The sequence below is a fragment of the Sandaracinobacteroides hominis genome, assembly GCF_016464365.1.
GTDB lineage: Bacteria > Pseudomonadota > Alphaproteobacteria > Sphingomonadales > Sphingomonadaceae > Sandaracinobacteroides > Sandaracinobacteroides hominis.
Genome location: NZ_JADCUC010000002.1, coordinates 89,616 through 104,588, shown reverse-complemented (window position 1 = coordinate 104,588; position 14,973 = coordinate 89,616). Strand labels below are relative to the sequence as shown.

Here is a 14,973-nt window from a genome sequence, read left to right as displayed (position 1 = left end):
GGCACTTGTCGCCAGATCGAACCAAGGAGCGAACATGCATATCACCCGGATCGATCCCGGCAAGCGCATGAGCGAAGCCGTGATCCACGGCCAGACCATCTATCTGGCGGGCCAGATCGGCGCGCCCGGTGAAGATATCGTCGTGCAGACCAAGGCTGTGCTGGCAGAAATCGACGAACTGCTGGAGCGCTGCGGCAGCGACAAACACCATATCCTGATGGCGACGATCTGGCTGGCCGATATCGCCGATTTTGCCGGCATGAACACGGTGTGGGACGCGTGGGTTTCCGAAACCGCCCCGCCTGCCCGCGCCACCGGAGAAGCAAAACTGGCAGCACCGGAATATAAGGTGGAGATCATCATCGTCGCGGCGAAGAAGCAGGCCTAAGCCTCGCGCCCGGTCAGCTCCTGCTCGGCGGGATCCGTCTCCACCAGATTTAGCAACACCCCGTCCGGGTCGCGCAGGCACACCTCCTGCTGCGCCCGGTGCGGCATCACGAACAGCTCCGGCTCGGGGGACCAGCTTGCGCCCGCCGCGCGCAGCGCCGCCAGCGTTTCAGCCATCGACCGCACATAGAAAACCAGCGCCACCTCGCCGATCCGCGCCGGGCCTGACGCCATCGGCACCACATCGGGCGACAGTGCCGGGTCAATGCGGAACAGCCCGATCATCCCGTAGTTCGGGCCGCCGCTTTTCACGATCCGCACCGCCAGCGGCCCATATCCGGCAAAGCCGAGGATGGTAGAGGCCGACGCATCCGTCAGCACCCCCTCATAATAGACCTCGTCAAACCCCAGCGCCGCGTAGAACCGCGCCGCCCGATCCAGGTCGCGAACGAAGATCGTCCCCCGGATCAGGGCGGAAACGGGCCTGTCAGCCATCAGGCCGGATCGACGATCAGCCGCATTTCCAGCTCTGCACCTCCCTGCCGATGCGCCTTGCCGGCCTGATATTCAGCCGAGTTGATATAGCCCTTCGCCGCCTCGGCGCTGTCGAAACGGATCACCACCACCCGCTCGTCCGGGTGCACATCGCCTTCCAGCACCTCGGTCACCTTGCCGCGCGCCAGATAGCTGCCGCCATGCTGCTCGCAGACGCCGGCAATCGCCTTGGCATAGAGCGCGAACTTCTCCGGATCGGTGATGCGGACGGTGGCGACAAGATAGGCGGCCATGTTCTTCTCCTAGAATGTGAAACGAACCGTTCCCAGCACGGTGCGCGGATCGATGGCAAAGCGCGGCTGCACCACCGAGAAGCCGAAACCGGTGTTCCAGCCGCTCTCGTCCAGGATGTTCTTGCCGGTCAGCTGAAAGGTCCAGTGGCCCAGCTCATAGCCGACATAGCCGTTCAGGAACTTCTGCGAATCCACCCAGCCGATCTGCACATTGTCAGCCGTCGAATAATAGCTGTCGCGGGCGTTGAAATCCGACCCCAGCCGGAAGGTGCCCGGCCCCACGTCCACCGCCCAGTCGAAGCCGACGGCAAAGGTCCAGTCGGGGAACACCGGCAGCTGGTTGTCGATGATGGTGCAGGAAACCGCAGCCGCCGCCGAGCAGCCGGTGTATTTGCCCTCGTTCAACGCGCCGTTGGCCCAGATGGTCAGCCCTTCGGTGACCTTCATCGTCGCCTCCAGCTCGATCCCCTTCAGCTCGGCATCATAGTTTTCCACCGTGATGGTGCCGATATCCGGGCCCGAGGCGACGACGATGCTCTGCTGGCGGTTCTCCAGCTTGTTGTAGAAGGCAGCGAGATTGAATCGGAGCCTGTTGTCCAGCAGATCCGCCTTCACCCCGCCCTCATAGGCGGTGGTATATTGCGGCAGGAAGGCAGCCGTGATCTGCCCGTAGTTGCCGCCCAGCCCGTTATAGCCGCCCGAGCGGAAGCCCTGGCTGTAGCTCAGGTAGAGCAGCACCGAAGGATCGACCCTGAAGTCCACCCCCAGCTTCGGCGTGAAACGCGACCAGCTGTTGGACAGGTTGAAATCCTGCCCGTTGATCGAGCCGCGCAGCTTCTTGTCCTCGATCGAGTAGCGCCCGCCGGCGATCAGTGTCAGCCGCTCGGCCAGCTGCCAGCTCAGCTGGCCGAAACCGGCAAAACTGTCGGTCTTCGCGCGAAACTCGGTGTCGGTCGGGGCGAAGAAGATGCTTGTGAAGACATCCTGATCGCCCGTCTCGGTGAAGAAATAGACGCCGGCGACATAGTCCAGCCCCGGCAGCAGCGCGCCGCCCGCCTGCAGTTCCTGGCTGAACTGCCACTGGTCGGTGGCGCTGGTGCGATCGAACAGGGCGAGCATCGTGCCCGGCATCCCCAGCACGGCGCCATCGACCCCGCCCGAAAAATCCTGCCGCCACTTGTCGTCCAGCTTGGAATAGCCGGTGAGCGAGGTCAGCTGCCCGCCCGGCATGTCGGCCGAGAGCCTGAGCGTCGCGCCATATTGCTTCACATGGGTGTAGCTTTCGACCGGCGAGGCCACCCGGCGATAGGAGCCGGTGTTCGGGGTGAAATCATCGCCATCGGGATGGGTGTTCACCGCCCACTGCCCGTCGCCGCTCACATGCGTGTAGAACAACGACAAGCGGCCGGAAACGGCATCGCCCACATAGGCGAGATCGCCCTGCACGCCCTGCGTCTCGTCGCTGCCGACCGCCTTGTCGAGCGTCACATTATACTGCCGCCCGCCGTCGCGTGCCCTGACCAGCCCGTTCATCGACGCCCGCCACTTGCCGTCCGCGCTGATCGCGCCCGAGACGAAACCGCGAATGCGCCGCTCGTTCCAGGTGCCGAACCCGGCCTCGGCGGTCGCAGTGAATTCCTCGGTCGGCTCGCGGGTGATGAAGTTCACTGCACCGGCAGACGAGTTCCGCCCATAGAGCACGCCCTGCGGCCCGCGCACCACCTCGATCCGTTCCAGCTCCAGCGTATCGATATATGCCGCCGACAGCCGCGCCCGATAGATGCCGTCGACATAGATGCCGACTTCGGATTCCGACAGCACCATGCCGCCGTCCGCCACCCCGCCGCCGCGGATATAGGGCTTCAGGCCGGTGGAACCGCCGGACACCGGATCGAACTTCACGTTCGGCACGATGCGATTGAGGTCGGTTGCGTTGTTCACCTGCATCCGCTGGATCGTCTCGGTGCCGACCGCGGTGATGCTCAGCGGCACATCCTGCAGCTTCTGGTCGCGCCGCTGGGCGGTGACAACGATATCGTCGAGCCCGGTGGCCTCCGCTTCCTGCGCCGCAACAGGCGCCGCCAGCGCGGCGATGCCGGCTGCCAGCAGCCATCTGGAATGCAGTCTGTTTGCCATATGCGTACCCCTTGTCCTTGCCGGTTGCATCTTCGTGCGTTGAATTCGGGCCGTCCTGAGTCGCTCTGCGCCGGCTGTTCCGCCGGCTGCACGGCAATGGCTACGCCTGCGCGAGCGGCACGCTGCACGATTCCCGCAACCTCTCCACCAACCGGATACTTGCCGCCGATCCCATGTTTCCCAAGACCGACACATGGTTCGAGCGACGGCAACAGATGGAGGCGTGCATGGGTGATTCTCTGGGCTATCGGATGAAGTTTGCGGTCGTTGCACCATCCACCAACACCAGCGTCGAGCCGGAATATGCCGACATGCGCCCGCGCGGCGTCACCAACCATTTCTCCCGCATCGCCATCCCCGATACCAAGGTGACGGACGACGACAGCTTCCTGGTGATGCTGGAAAACATCCGCGCCGCCACCTTCGATGCCGTCGACGTCTCCATGTCGATGGAGCCGGGTTGTGTCATCATGGGCATGTCGGCGGAAACCTTCTGGGACGGTGCCGAGGGCGCGGACCGTCTGCACAGGAAGATGCTGGAGCGCACCGGAGGCGTCCCCGTGATCATGGGCTCCACCGCCGTCGACGCCGCCATCAAGGCCTATGAAACGGAAACCGGCCCCATCCGGAAGATCGGCATCCTCACCCCCTACGCCCCCGTCGGCGACGCCAATGTGAGGCGCTTCTTCGAGGACCAGGGCTATGAAGTCGTCCACATCCTCGGCCTCAAATCCCCCTCGCCGATGAAGATCGCCCACGAGGACAAGCAAAAGCTGAAGCGCACCGCCATCGCCGTTTCCGAAGGCGTCGACGCGATCATCCAGGCCGGCACCAACCTCGCCTTCGCGGAGGTTGCCGCCGCCGCCGAGTTCTGGCTTGAGAAGCCCGTCATCGCCATCAACACGGCGACCTATTGGCATGCGCTTCGCAGCATGGGCATCAACGACCAGAAGGACGGCTTCGGCGCGCTCCTGTCCCGCTTCTGAGGAAATATCCGCGATGGAATATGATTATGTCCCGATGCCGCAGCGCCAGCCGCTCCGCTGGCCCAATGGCGCGCGCGTGGCGCTCATCCTCACCTTCAACCTGGAAACCTGGGATCTGACGAAGGACACCGACAAACCCTATTACGCGGGCGGCCCGGCGATCCTGCCCGATATCCTCCCGGGCAATACCCCCGATTTCCCCAACTACAGCTGGCGCGAATATGGCCAGCGGGTCGGCATCTGGCGCCTGTTCGAGCTGTTCGACAGCCTGGGCGCCAAGGCCAGCTGCACCACCAATGCCGTCACCTTCGAACGACGCAAGGCGATGACCGACGCCTGCCTCGATCGCGGCTGGGAACTGCTCACCCACAATTGGGAACAGGGCGAGCTGCTGACGGATTTCGCCAGGGACCCGGCAAAGGAGCGCGAGATCGTCCTGCGCACACTGGAGCAGTTCGAAAAATACACCGGCCGCAAATCCAGGGGCTGGCTCTCGTCCAGCCTGCGCGGCACGCTGCAGACGGCCGACATCCTCGCAGGCGAAGGCTGCACCTTCTATTGCGACATCATGAACGACGATCAGCCCTATCTGCTGCGGACGCCGAACGGCCCCATCGTCTCTGTGCCCTATTCCAACGAAATCAACGATTTCACCTTCATCACCCGGAAGAACTTCACCACCGACCAGTTCCGCGACGCGCTGATCGAGGAGCTGGACGTGCTCTATGCAGAGGGCGCCACCTCCGGTCGCATCATGAATGTCGGCCTGCATCCGCATGTGTCCGGCCGCGCCCACCGCATACGCGCCCTTCGCGAGTTCATCCAGCACGCCCAGTCGCTGCCCGGCGTCTGGTGGGCCACACGTGAGGAAATCGCCGACTGGTATCTGCAGAACCACGAAAGCCACATTCCGGGGCAGCTGAAATGAGCCACATCCTTGTCGTCGGCGGCGGCATCGCCGGCGTCACCGCCGCCACCGCTCTTGCGCAGAGCGGCTTCCGCACCACCCTGCTGGAGGCGGCGCCGCAGTTCGGCGAAATCGGCGCCGGAGTGACGCTGTCGCCCAACGCCATGAAGGGCCTCGATTTCATCGGCGTGATGGAGGAAGTCGCCAGCGCCGGGGTGGAGCCGTTCCGCCAGCGCATCCAGCACTGGAAAGACGGCTGCACGCTCGTCACCATGGATCGCGCCGACCAGCGCGGCCGCTATGGAGCGCCCTATGTCTATGTCCACCGGGCAGACCTGCACGCCATCCTCGTGGAGGCCGCGCGCGAGGCAGGCGTGGAGCTGGTCACCAACGCCGCCGCCACCCGCGTCGAGGGCACTACCGTCCACACGGCTGACGGCCGCCGGTTCAGCGCCGACGCCGTCATCGGCTCCGACGGCGTCAAGTCCGTCATCCGCCAGCGCTTCGAGCCGCTGCCCGCGCATTTCACCGGCCATGTCGCCTGGCGCGCGCTGGTGCCCATCAGTCCGGAACTCGCCGAGCTGGCGAACTTCCCCGGCGTCCACATCGGGCCGGGCAAGATGGTCACCCGCTATCCCGTGCGCAACAAGGAGCTTCTGAACCTCGTCTTCTTCGCCCGCCAGCCGGGCTGGACCGACGACGGCTGGACCATCCGCTCCGACCCGAAGGAGCTGATCGCCGCCTATGACGGCTGGTGCGACGAGGTGCAGGCGATGATCTTCGCCGCCGCCCAGGGGCCGCTGTTCAAATGGGCGATCAACGCCCGTACGCCGCTGCCGACCTGGGTGCAGAACGGCAATGTCGCTCTCATCGGCGACGCCGCCCACGCCATGACCCCCTTCCTCGGCCATGGCGCCGCCTGCGCGATCGAGGATGCCGTGGTGCTGGCCCGGGCGCTGGAAGCCTCGCCCGGCATCGCCGAAGGGCTCGATCGCTTTGTCGCCGCCCGGCACGCGCGTGCCACCTTCATCCAGGCCGAATCCAACGCCAACGCCGACCGCATGCAGGGGCAGGAGACCGACATGTTCGGCCTGGGTGCGCTGCGCAACGAGGAATCCCTCGGCCTCTTCGACTATGACTGCCGGACCGTGCGCGTATGACCCCCTTCGACGGTAACCCGATCGCCCCCGAAATCGCCGCCTTCCTCGCCCAATCGCACCGGCTGCTGATCGACGGCCAGTGGGTCGAAGGCTCCGGCAGCCATGTCACCAGCGATCCGGCCACCGGCCTGCCGCTCGCAACCTTCGCCATCGGCGGAGCTGCCGAAGTCGACGCTGCGGTGAAGGCCGCCCGCCGCGCCTTCGAAGGCCCATGGGGCCGCCTGACCGCCGCGGAGCGCACCCGCCTTCTCTTCCGCGTGGCGGAACTGCTGGACCAGCGCGCCGCCCTCTTCACCGAGCTCGACATTGTCGACAACGGCATGCCGCGCTTCATCTCCGAACTGACGGTCGCCAACTGCGTGGAGATGACCGACTATTATGCCGGCGCCGTGATGCGGATCGAGGGCACCACCACCCCGCCGCCCCGCCACCTGGCGGCACTGGGCGAAGCCCTCACCTACACGCTGCGCGAACCCGTCGGCGTCGGCGGCATGATCATCCCCTGGAACTCGCCGCTCGCGATGGCGATCCTGAAGCTGGCCCCGGCGCTGGCGGCCGGTTGCACGCTGGTGGTGAAACCGTCCGAGGAAACGCCGCTGACGGCGCTGGCGCTGGGGCAGGTCCTGCTCGATGCCGGCCTGCCGCCGGGTGTCGTCAACGTCGTCAACGGCTTCGGCGCCGACGCCGGCGCTGCAATTGCCGCCCATCCCGGCATCGACAAGGTCGCCTTCACCGGCTCCACCGCCACCGGCCGCCGCATCGTCGAGGCAGCGCTCGGCAACCTGAAGAAGGTCAGCCTCGAGCTCGGCGGCAAATCCCCCGTCGTCGTCATGCCCGACGCGGATCTGGCCGAAGCCATTCCCGGCGTCGCCATGGCCACCTATTTCCTGCAGGGCCAGAACTGCATGGCCGGCACCCGCATCTTTGCCCACGCCGCCATCCACGACCAGCTGGTCGAGGGGCTGAAGGCGTTCAGCGAAGCGATGGTGCTGGGCCACGGCCTGAACCCGGCAACCCAGCAAGGCCCGCTGATCTCGGCCACCCAGCTTGCCCGCGTGAAGAGCCACATCGAATCTGCGCTGGCCGAAGGGGCAACGCTGGTAACCGGCGGCCAGTCCCCGGATCGCCCGGGCCACTTCCTGCAGCCCACGATCTTCACCGACACCCGCCCGAACATGCGAATCCAGCGCGAGGAAATCTTCGGCCCGGTCATGGCCATCGAACGCTTCGAAACCGACGATCTCGACGCCATCGCAACGCGCGCCAACGACAGCATCTACGGCCTTTCCGGCAGCGTCTGGACGCGGGATTTGTCCACCGCCCACCGCCTCGTCCGGCGCATCCACTCCGGCCATGTCTCCATCAACTGCCACGGCGCCGTCGGCACCAACATCCCCTTCGGCGGCACCAGGCAATCCGGCTGGGGGCGGGAATTTGGCCGTGAGGGGTTGGACGCCTGGCTGGAGACCAAGGCAGTTACGGCAAAACTGTAGCGCGGCCGGCGGCCAGGCCGCCGAGTCCGCTTGCGCCAGCAAGGAAGAAAGAAGGAAGGTTGCGGGCATAGCCCGCTCGTCGGACGGGTTCGGTGGCAGTCGCCACCCCGCCGGCCGGGCTTGCGCGGACTCGCGCGTTTTGGCTTCGCCAAAAGCGTCGGCCGCTTCAGCCTACTGAAGAGCGCGGTCTCCCAGCTCCTCGCTGATCGCTGCCGCCGTCGCCTTCAGGTCGTCCAGATAGGTCGCCAGCGCATGGTCCAGCTTCATCGCCGAAACGAAGAATACCATCGTCATCGCCGCCTGATAGACGCCGTTCTTGAAGATCGGCACGGCGATCGACGTGGTCTTGCCCGGCGTCAGGTTGAAGTGGTTGCGCCCCTGCACCGCATACCCCTGCGAGCGGATCCGCTCGACGTCCAGGCTGGCTTCGGCCGTCGCCAGATAGGCAAGGTCGATTTCCTGGCTGACCCGCATCCACTGCAGGATCATGCCACGCTCGTCATCCGGCGCGTAGGCCATCGAAACCTTGCCGGAGGCGCTCTCCAGGATCGGCAGCGTGAAACCCGGGTAATAATGCTCGAACGTCAGCGAGGTGTTCGCATGGGTGCTGTCCCGCAGCATCATGTTGCGTCCCACCCGCACCGCGACCGAAACCGGCCAGCCAGCCCGCCTGGTGAAATCGACGATGTGCGGCCGCGCCACCGTCACCAGCTCGTCGTCGTTCTGGAAGCCGTGCGCCAGCGTCTGCACCATCGCCGTCGGGCGATAGCGCTTGCGGCTCGGCTCCATCTCGATCAGGCCCTCATACAGCAGCGTCTGCACGATGCGGCAGGCCGTCGGATAGGGCACTTCGGAGGCCCTCGAAATCTCCATCATCGACAGCGAGCCGTGGCGGTTGATCGCCTTCAGCGCCGCAATCGAGCGGGTGATTGAACGAATCGGAACGCCCTTCTCCATGAGTCTCTCCCTCGCGTCGTATCGATGACGGGAATGTGACTCATTGATTGCGTATCCCTTGCGCCTTCCGCAAGCTTTGTCCGCCTGTCGGATATTAATTCCGGCTGGCGGTCACTGCCAGCCGGTGACCGGCAGGGGGTATGAAATGCCTCAGCCGGGCAGCAGGACCTGCCGAATCGCCTTCCCTTCCGCCAGCTCGTCCATGCAGGCATTGATCGCGGAAAGCGGGTTCACCGAGGTCAAAAGCCGTTCCACCGGCATTCTTCCGGCCTTCCACAGCCCCAGATAGCGCGGAATATCCCGCGCAGGCACCGAAGAGCCCATGTAGCTGCCCATCAGCGTCTTGGCGTCCGCCACCAGCGACACCGCCGGAATCGACAGCATTTCGGCCGGATTGGGCAGCCCGACTGTGACAATTCGCCCACCCCGCCGCGCCGCCGCATAGGCAGCCGCCAGCACCACTGCCTTGCCCACTGTTTCCACCACGAGGTCGGCCTTCGGCAGGCTCGCCGCTTCATCCGGGTGCACGGCCAGCGCCGCCCCCAGCTCCAGCGCCAGCGCCCGCTTCTCCGGAGACGGGTCGATCGCATACACCGGCTGCGCGCCACCGGCGACGGCGCCCAGCAGCGCCGCCAGCCCAACGCCGCCCAGCCCATAGACCAGCACCGACTCCCCGGCCCGCAGCGCCGCCGTGTTCAGCACCGCACCAACGCCCGTCAGCACCGCACAACCGAACAGCGCCGCGATCTCGGGCGGAATGTCCCGGTCCACCTTCACCGCAGAGCGGCGATCGATCACCGCATGCGTCGCAAAGGCGGAGACGCCCAGATGGTGATGCACCGGCTCGCCGTCGTCGCTCAGGCGGAAGCCGCCGCCCAGCAGCTCGCCCTTGCCGTTGGCGGCCGCGCCATTGGCGCACAGATAGCCCTCGCCGCTCATGCAGTTCACGCACGTCCCGCACGACGGCAGGAACACCAGCACCACCCGGTCACCCACTTCCAGGTCGGACACCTCCGGCCCCAGCGCCTCCACCGTAGCGCTCGCCTCGTGCCCCAGCGCCATCGGCATCGGCCGCGGCCGGTCGCCGTTGATGACGGAAAGGTCGGAGTGGCAGATCCCGGCGGCATCGATGCGGACCAGAATCTCGCCCCGCTGTGGCGCCGCCAGGTCCACCTGCCGCACATCCAGCGGCGCACCCGACGCATAGGGCCGATGATGCCCGCCGCACTGCCCCAGTATCGCCGCTTCGATCTTCATCGCAGATCCTCCGTCAGTCCCGCGCCCACTTCTTCTCGAACGCCCATACATCCTCAAAGCCGATCATCGAGCAGAACTCGTTGAAGCTGAAGAGCCCATCCGGCTGGCCGATCCCCTTTTCCTTCAGGTTCAACAGCGCCTGTTCCATCGCCCCCACCGCGACGAGGCTGGTGAGAGAAGGATAGATGGCAAAGGCATAGCCGATCTCGGCCAGCACGCCCGCATTCGGAACCGGGCTGTAGCCGCCATTCGACATGTTCGCCATCACCGGCAGATCGAACGTCTCGCAGCAGCGGCGCATGTCCTCCTCGCTGGTCAGCGCCTCGGGAAAGAGCACGTCGGCGCCGGCCTTCGCATAAGCCTCCAGCCGTCTGAGCACGCCGTCCAGCCCCTCGGACTGCATCGCATCTGTGCGGGCGATGATCACCAGATTGGGATCGGTCCGCGCATCCACCGCCACCCGCAGCTTCTCCGCCATGTCGGCCGGCGGAATCAGCCGCTTGCCCGGTGTATGCCCGCACTTCTTCGGGAACTCCTGATCTTCCATCTGCACCGCGGCAACGCCAGCTGCTTCATAGCCCTTCACGGTATGATGCACGTTCAGCAGCCCGCCATAGCCGGTGTCGGCGTCGGCGATGACGGCCGCCTTGCTGGTCCGCGCCAGCGTCCGCATCCGGTCCACCATCTCGGTATAGCTGGCAATGCCGGCATCGGGCAGGCCATAGGCCGAGGCGGTCAGCCAATATCCGGTGCCATAGACGACATCGAACCCCACGCGGTCGGCAACTACGGCGGCAATCATGTCCTGGATTCCAGGCACGACGAAGAACTTCCCGTCAGACAGCTTCTGACGGAGCACGGGACTGGCCATTTAGTTCAAATCCTTACTCAGCAGCTTCCGCAAACTTCTGCCACACCGGCTGCGTCGGAGCCGGCAGGCCCGTTTCCGCCTCGCAGTTGGCGCGCAGCGTCTCGATGTCCCCAAACGCGAAGGTCTGGATCGGCCCACGGGCGGCGCGCATTTCCGCCCGCAGCTTCTCTGTCGCGGCCGCATCGACGGCGCCGTCCACCAGCACCACGCCATAGCGGCGCGCGCCTTCAACCGTCACCAGCCCCTGTGTCAGCTCCTTCGCCAGCAGCGCCGGATCGCGTTCCAGCGGGTCGCCCCAGCCGCCGCCGCCCCAGGTGACGAAGTGCAGCTGGTCGCCGGCCTCGACAGCATAATTCTCCAGCTTGTTGCCCAGCACAATTTCGGTGCCATCTTCCTTCACCAGCAGCTTGCGCGCCCGCACGCCCGGCTCCCCGCCGTTCACGCCCCATGGCGGCACGAACCAGCGGTCGTCATGGATGGCGATCACCCCCGGCTCCAGGAAGCGATAGACCATGTTGATGCCATTGCCGCCGCGATGCAGGCCGGCGCCGCCGGAATCCGCCACCGTCTCATAGCGCTCGATGCGCAGCGGGAAGTAGCGCTCCAGGAACTCGTTCGGCACATTGGTAAAGCCCGGCCACAGCGAGTGCCCGTCCGGCCCGTCGCCCATCGGACGCCCCGGAATGCCGCCGAAGCCGATCTGGAACAGCTGGAACCATTTCCCGTTCTTGTCGGTCCCGGCATAGAAGAGGTGCGGCGAAGAACTGAACCCGGCAGCGTTCAGGAACTCCGGCGTCTTCTGGCCGAGCAGCCCGCCCAGGATATCGAACAGCCGCCCCAGCGCATGCGTCCGCCCCGACAGCGCCGCCGGGAAGTTCGGCTTCAGCAGCGAGCCCTTCGGGATGCGCACCTCGATCAGCGGATAGTATCCGTCGTTGAACAGGATCTGCGGATCGAACACCATGATCATGTAGATGCCGAAGAACATCTTCATCATGTTTTCGTTGAGGAAAAAGTTGATCGACGCGGCCGATTGCGGATCGGTTCCGTCGAAGTCCAGGATCACCCGGCCGTCCTCGCGCCACATCGTGCACTTGATCTTGTAGGGGCCGTATCCGACGCCATCGTCGCAGATATAGTCCTCGAAGCTGACCTTATCCTCGCCGATGGAAGTCTCGATCAGCTGTTTCATGGCGCGATAATTGCGTTCCAGCAGCAGGTCGGTTGCAGAGGCAAACACATCGTCGCCAAAGCGTGCCGCCATTTCCACCACGCGGTTCGCCGCCACCCGGCACGAGGCGATCAGTGCGTTCAGGTCGGCCTTGCACCAGGCCGGCGTGCGCGACTGGTGCATCACCAGCTTCACCAGATCCTCGTTATAGACGCCCTGCTTCCAGATCTTCACAGGCGGGATGCGAACCCCCTCCTGGAAGATGCTGGTGGCATCGATCGGCATCGATCCGGGCACCATGCCGCCGATGTCGCTCTGGTGGCCGAACATCGAGGTATAGGCAATCAGCCGCCCGTCCTTGAACACCGGCAGCAGCACCAGCCAGTCGTTGGAGTGGCTGATGGCGCCGCCCACCGAATAGGGATCGGAGAGGAAGATCATGTCGCCTTCCTCGACGGTGCCATCGAAGCCCTCCAGGAACGGACCGATATAGGAGCCGAACTGGCCCACGATCATCCGCCCCTTGTGGTCGGCGATCAGCGGGAAGGCGTCGCCCTGCTCGCGGATGCCCGGAGACATGGCCGTGCGCACCAGCGTCGCATCCATTTCGATGCGGGCGTTGCGAAGCGCGTTCTCGATCACTTCCAGCGTGACGGGATCGATGGGGACGGTCTTGAAGGGCGTGCTGTTCGCCTGAACGATAGTTGCTGGCATCGTTTTGCCCTTACGACTTGGGGTTGATGAGGATGTTGCCGTGCGCATCGACGGTGCCGGCGCAATCGGCTTCGATCAGGGTCGTCGAGTCCATCTCGATGACGATGGCCGGGCCGGGGATGACGTCGCCTGCCTTCAGCTTTGCACGATCATAGATCACCGCCGGCTGCATCGCCCCGTTCGACCAGAGCCGGTGGTCGCGCAGCTTCGCCTCGATCGGGTCGCCATTCCCCACCGGCAGCTTGGGCGCTTCCAGTTCCAGCAACGGCCCCAGCGCCACCGCGCGCAGGTTCACCAGCTCGTGGGCGCTATCCATGTTGAAGGTGAAGAGGCGCGCATGTTCCTCGTCGAAGCGGGCCAGCACGCCGGCAAGGCCGTCACGCTTCAAGAGCTCGGCGTCGATGGACAGCGGCACTTCGAAGGCTTGCCCCTCATAGCGCACGTCCAGCTCGAACTGGCTGGTGATGTCGGCATCGGATATGCCCTCCGCCGCCAACTCGGCGCGGGTCTGCGCCGCCATTTCCTCGAGGATGGCCAGAACTTCGGCCTCGCCGGTCTCGTCGAAGCGGCGCGAGAAGCTGCGCGCTGTTTCCGTGCGCATCCGTGTGGTGGCATCGCCCAGCGCACAGAGCACGCCAGGCGACACCGGCGAAACCGCGGGCCAGCTGCCCATCAGCCGGGCGACGGCATTCACGTGCAGCGGCCCGGCGCCGCCAAAGCCCATCAGCGCGAAGTGGCGCGGGTCATAGCCCTGCTGCACCGAGATCATCCGCAGCGCGCCGAACATATTCTCGTTGACGATGTCGATGATGCCGCGCGCCGCTTCCATCAGGCCGATACCCAGCGCGTCGGCAATGGTCTGCACGGCAGCCTTCGCGCCGTCGCGGTCCAGCTTGAACGTACCGCCCAGCAGCGCTTCCGGCAGATAACCCAGCACCACATTGGCGTCGGTGACGGTCGGCAGCGTGCCGCCCTTGCCATAGGCGACCGGCCCCGGCACCGCGCCGGCCGATTGCGGGCCGACGCGCAGCGCCTTGGTCAGTTCCGGCACATAGGCGATGGAGCCGCCGCCGGCGCCCACCGTCTTCACGTCCAGCGAAGAGGCGCGCACCGACAAGTGCCCCACTTCCGTCGTCCGCACGCGGCGCGGCTCGAGATTCTCGATCAGCGCCACATCGGTCGACGTACCGCCGACATCCAGCGTCAGGATATTCTTCAGTCCAGCCGCCTTCGCCACCCAGAGCGCGCCGGTAACGCCGCCCGCCGGGCCGGACATCAGCAGAGAAACCGGATGCTCTTCCGACTTCTCAGAAGACATCAGCCCGCCGTCAGACCGCAGCAGCGACAGCGAACCCGCCATCCCCGCCCCGCGCAGCTTCTCGCGCAGGTTGCGCACATAATTGCCGACGATCGGCCGCACCGAAGCGTTGGCGACCGTCGTCAGCGTCCGCTCATACTCCTGCATTTCGGGCAGCACGACGTGGCTCAGCGACAATGGCACGCCCGGCATCACCTCGGCGGCCAGTTCCGCCACCCGCTTCTCGTGCGCGCCGTTCAGATAGGCGTTCATCAGCGAAACGGTCAGCGCCTCGACACCCTGGGCCTTCAGCTTCTCCAGCACCGCGCGGATCGCGGCATCGTCGGTGGCACGAACCTCATTGCCCTGCGCGTCCATGCGCCCCGGAATCTCGAACGTGTCCTCCAGCGCCGCCAGCGGAGTCGGCTTCGGCCAGACGATCCAGCCCGCCAGCCCACCCGGCACAAAGCTGCGGGCGATCTGCATCACCTGCCGATAGCCCTCGGTCACGATCAGGCCGACACGCGCGCCCTTGCCCTCCAGCACGGCATTGGTGGCAACCGTCGTTCCATGCAGGAAGAAATCGATCTGGGCGGGCGTCACGCCGGCATGCGCGCAAATCGCGTTCACCCCGTTCAGAATGCCCTCCGAACTGTCGTGCGGGGTCGAAGGCGTCTTGTGCCGCCAGAACCCGCCGCTCCCAAGATCGAACAGCAACAGATCGGTGAAGGTGCCGCCGACATCCACGCCCAAACGATATGCCATGATACTCCCGATCCTATATCCCGGGCGCCTCGCAAACCGCCCCGCACATGCAACCTCCGTTATCGCAGCCAGGATAGGGGGGCC

At 65.5% G+C, this 14,973-nt stretch carries 13 protein-coding genes; 5 read left to right on the top strand and 8 right to left on the bottom strand.

Annotated features, from left to right (window positions below; translation table 11 throughout):
• The first annotated feature begins 34 nt into the window (after positions 1 to 34).
• Positions 35 to 388 (top strand): RidA family protein, encoded by a 354-nt coding sequence (locus IM784_RS05175; RefSeq protein WP_199554251.1) that lies wholly within the window; start codon positions 35 to 37, stop codon positions 386 to 388.
• Here IM784_RS05175 and IM784_RS05170 read toward each other — a convergent pair.
• Genes IM784_RS05170 through IM784_RS05160 form a run of 3 tightly spaced genes read right to left on the bottom strand, consistent with a single transcriptional unit; the run spans position 385 to position 3,311 of the window.
• The gene (locus IM784_RS05170) at positions 385 to 882 is read right to left on the bottom strand and encodes a VOC family protein (protein WP_199554250.1); all 498 of its coding nucleotides are present in this window, start codon (positions 880 to 882) and stop codon (positions 385 to 387) included. The two genes, IM784_RS05175 and IM784_RS05170, sit on opposite strands and share 4 nt — an antisense overlap.
• Positions 882 to 1,175, bottom strand: coding sequence for a DUF1330 domain-containing protein (locus IM784_RS05165; RefSeq protein ID WP_199554249.1), 294 nt, complete (start codon positions 1,173 to 1,175; stop codon positions 882 to 884). Before IM784_RS05165 ends, IM784_RS05170 begins: the two co-directional genes overlap by 1 nt.
• Positions 1,176 to 1,184: 9 nt before the next feature.
• The gene (locus tag IM784_RS05160; protein ID WP_199554248.1) at positions 1,185 to 3,311 is read right to left on the bottom strand and encodes a TonB-dependent receptor; all 2,127 of its coding nucleotides are present in this window, start codon (positions 3,309 to 3,311) and stop codon (positions 1,185 to 1,187) included.
• A 227-nt stretch (positions 3,312 to 3,538) separates the two neighbouring features.
• Here IM784_RS05160 and IM784_RS05155 point away from each other — a divergent pair, with 227 nt between their 5' ends.
• From IM784_RS05155 to IM784_RS05140, 4 genes are read left to right on the top strand one after another with little or no spacing between them, the layout of a single operon-like run.
• Positions 3,539 to 4,297, top strand: a complete 759-nt coding sequence (locus tag IM784_RS05155; protein WP_199554247.1) for a maleate cis-trans isomerase family protein — start codon at positions 3,539 to 3,541, stop codon at positions 4,295 to 4,297.
• A 13-nt stretch (positions 4,298 to 4,310) separates the two neighbouring features.
• Entirely contained in the window at positions 4,311 to 5,225 is a 915-nt protein-coding gene (locus IM784_RS05150) for a polysaccharide deacetylase family protein (protein WP_199554246.1), read from the top strand.
• Positions 5,222 to 6,364, top strand: coding sequence for an FAD-dependent oxidoreductase (locus IM784_RS05145; protein ID WP_199554245.1), 1,143 nt, complete (start codon positions 5,222 to 5,224; stop codon positions 6,362 to 6,364). The genes IM784_RS05150 and IM784_RS05145 overlap by 4 nt, the downstream gene beginning before the upstream one ends.
• Complete coding sequence (locus IM784_RS05140; RefSeq protein ID WP_199554244.1) at positions 6,361 to 7,857, top strand: aldehyde dehydrogenase family protein; 1,497 nt, start codon at positions 6,361 to 6,363, stop codon at positions 7,855 to 7,857. Before IM784_RS05145 ends, IM784_RS05140 begins: the two co-directional genes overlap by 4 nt.
• Before the next feature lie 171 nt (positions 7,858 to 8,028).
• Here IM784_RS05140 and IM784_RS05135 read toward each other — a convergent pair whose 3' ends face one another.
• From IM784_RS05135 to IM784_RS05115, 5 genes are all read right to left on the bottom strand, one after another.
• Positions 8,029 to 8,814, bottom strand: coding sequence for an IclR family transcriptional regulator (locus IM784_RS05135; RefSeq protein ID WP_199554243.1), 786 nt, complete (start codon positions 8,812 to 8,814; stop codon positions 8,029 to 8,031).
• Positions 8,815 to 8,964: 150 nt separating this feature from the next.
• Complete coding sequence (locus IM784_RS05130) at positions 8,965 to 10,071, bottom strand: alcohol dehydrogenase catalytic domain-containing protein (RefSeq protein ID WP_199554242.1); 1,107 nt, start codon at positions 10,069 to 10,071, stop codon at positions 8,965 to 8,967.
• 13 nt (positions 10,072 to 10,084) lie between these two features.
• Positions 10,085 to 10,942, bottom strand: coding sequence for an isocitrate lyase/PEP mutase family protein (locus tag IM784_RS05125; protein WP_199554241.1), 858 nt, complete (start codon positions 10,940 to 10,942; stop codon positions 10,085 to 10,087).
• Positions 10,943 to 10,955: 13 nt separating this feature from the next.
• Positions 10,956 to 12,827, bottom strand: a complete 1,872-nt coding sequence (locus IM784_RS05120; protein ID WP_199554240.1) for a hydantoinase B/oxoprolinase family protein — start codon at positions 12,825 to 12,827, stop codon at positions 10,956 to 10,958.
• 10 nt (positions 12,828 to 12,837) lie between these two features.
• Positions 12,838 to 14,889: a hydantoinase/oxoprolinase family protein gene (locus IM784_RS05115; RefSeq protein WP_199554239.1), complete on the bottom strand. Its 2,052-nt coding sequence runs from the start codon at positions 14,887 to 14,889 to the stop codon at positions 12,838 to 12,840.
• Between the last annotated feature and the right edge of the window lie 84 nt (positions 14,890 to 14,973).

What these genes read in the sequence shown, in the direction of transcription:
- IM784_RS05175 (WP_199554251.1), top strand. Translation starts at nt 35, where the DNA reads ATGCATATCACCCGGATCGATCCCGGCAAGCGCATGAGCGAAGCCGTG.
- IM784_RS05170 (WP_199554250.1), bottom strand. Translation starts at nt 882, where the DNA reads ATGGCTGACAGGCCCGTTTCCGCCCTGATCCGGGGGACGATCTTCGTT.
- IM784_RS05165 (WP_199554249.1), bottom strand. Translation starts at nt 1,175, where the DNA reads ATGGCCGCCTATCTTGTCGCCACCGTCCGCATCACCGATCCGGAGAAG.
- IM784_RS05160 (WP_199554248.1), bottom strand. Translation starts at nt 3,311, where the DNA reads ATGGCAAACAGACTGCATTCCAGATGGCTGCTGGCAGCCGGCATCGCC.
- IM784_RS05155 (WP_199554247.1), top strand. Translation starts at nt 3,539, where the DNA reads ATGGGTGATTCTCTGGGCTATCGGATGAAGTTTGCGGTCGTTGCACCA.
- IM784_RS05150 (WP_199554246.1), top strand. Translation starts at nt 4,311, where the DNA reads ATGGAATATGATTATGTCCCGATGCCGCAGCGCCAGCCGCTCCGCTGG.
- IM784_RS05145 (WP_199554245.1), top strand. Translation starts at nt 5,222, where the DNA reads ATGAGCCACATCCTTGTCGTCGGCGGCGGCATCGCCGGCGTCACCGCC.
- IM784_RS05140 (WP_199554244.1), top strand. Translation starts at nt 6,361, where the DNA reads ATGACCCCCTTCGACGGTAACCCGATCGCCCCCGAAATCGCCGCCTTC.
- IM784_RS05135 (WP_199554243.1), bottom strand. Translation starts at nt 8,814, where the DNA reads ATGGAGAAGGGCGTTCCGATTCGTTCAATCACCCGCTCGATTGCGGCG.
- IM784_RS05130 (WP_199554242.1), bottom strand. Translation starts at nt 10,071, where the DNA reads ATGAAGATCGAAGCGGCGATACTGGGGCAGTGCGGCGGGCATCATCGG.
- IM784_RS05125 (WP_199554241.1), bottom strand. Translation starts at nt 10,942, where the DNA reads ATGGCCAGTCCCGTGCTCCGTCAGAAGCTGTCTGACGGGAAGTTCTTC.
- IM784_RS05120 (WP_199554240.1), bottom strand. Translation starts at nt 12,827, where the DNA reads ATGCCAGCAACTATCGTTCAGGCGAACAGCACGCCCTTCAAGACCGTC.
- IM784_RS05115 (WP_199554239.1), bottom strand. Translation starts at nt 14,889, where the DNA reads ATGGCATATCGTTTGGGCGTGGATGTCGGCGGCACCTTCACCGATCTG.